The following is a 655-nucleotide window of genomic DNA, read 5'->3' on the forward strand; positions in this document are numbered from 1 at the left end:
CCCGAATGGCATCTGACTCACTATCAGTCCTCTGCGCCTCAACAACCCTGCTGACCATGGTAGGCTCGGCTGTAACGGTGAAGAGAGCTAGTCGATCCTCTAACTCCTCCATCTCCAAGTCAAACTCATTCACTATGCCCATATTTCCCCATTCCTGTATGGCCAAGCTAGCAACAGTAGCCCGCGTCTTTCTGCTTAAAGCATCAGCCACCACATTGGCTTTTCCCGGATGGTACTGTAAGTAAAAATCTTAATCCTCTAGATATTCCATCCAACGCCTCTGCCTGAGATTGAGGTCTTTCTGAGTAAAAATGTACTTAAGGCTCTTATGATAAGAAAATACCTCAAATCTCTCACCATACAAGTAATGCCTCCAAGTCTTAAGTGCATAGACTATGGCGGCAAGCTCCAAATCATGTGTGGGATAGTTCTGCTCATGCGTCTTCAACTGTCGGGATCCATAGGCAACTACCTTCCCAATCTGCATCAGCACACATCCCAAACCATCTTTTGAAGCATCACAATAGACTTGGTACCCCAAGCCCCTTTCCGGAACTATCAAGATCGGTGCCGTAGTCAGACAAGTCCTCAACTCCTGGAAAGAAGGCCCACAAGCATCATTCCATTCAAATTTCACATCCTTCCGTGTCAGTCG

The 655-nt window shown here is 46.9% G+C and carries 2 protein-coding genes; both read right to left on the bottom strand.

The window, feature by feature from the left end:
* Positions 1-211 (bottom strand): hypothetical protein (locus tag ACFIJS_RS09220; protein WP_375651328.1); only part of this gene is annotated, 211 nt, incomplete at its 3' end.
* A gap of 39 nt (positions 212-250) precedes the next feature.
* Positions 251-655: Ty3/Gypsy family RNase HI domain-containing protein (locus ACFIJS_RS09225; protein ID WP_375651330.1), on the bottom strand; the 405-nt coding region annotated here is incomplete at its 5' end.

The organism is Bartonella sp. OT172YNZD, from assembly GCF_042193725.1.
GTDB lineage: Bacteria > Pseudomonadota > Alphaproteobacteria > Rhizobiales > Rhizobiaceae > Bartonella > Bartonella grahamii_A.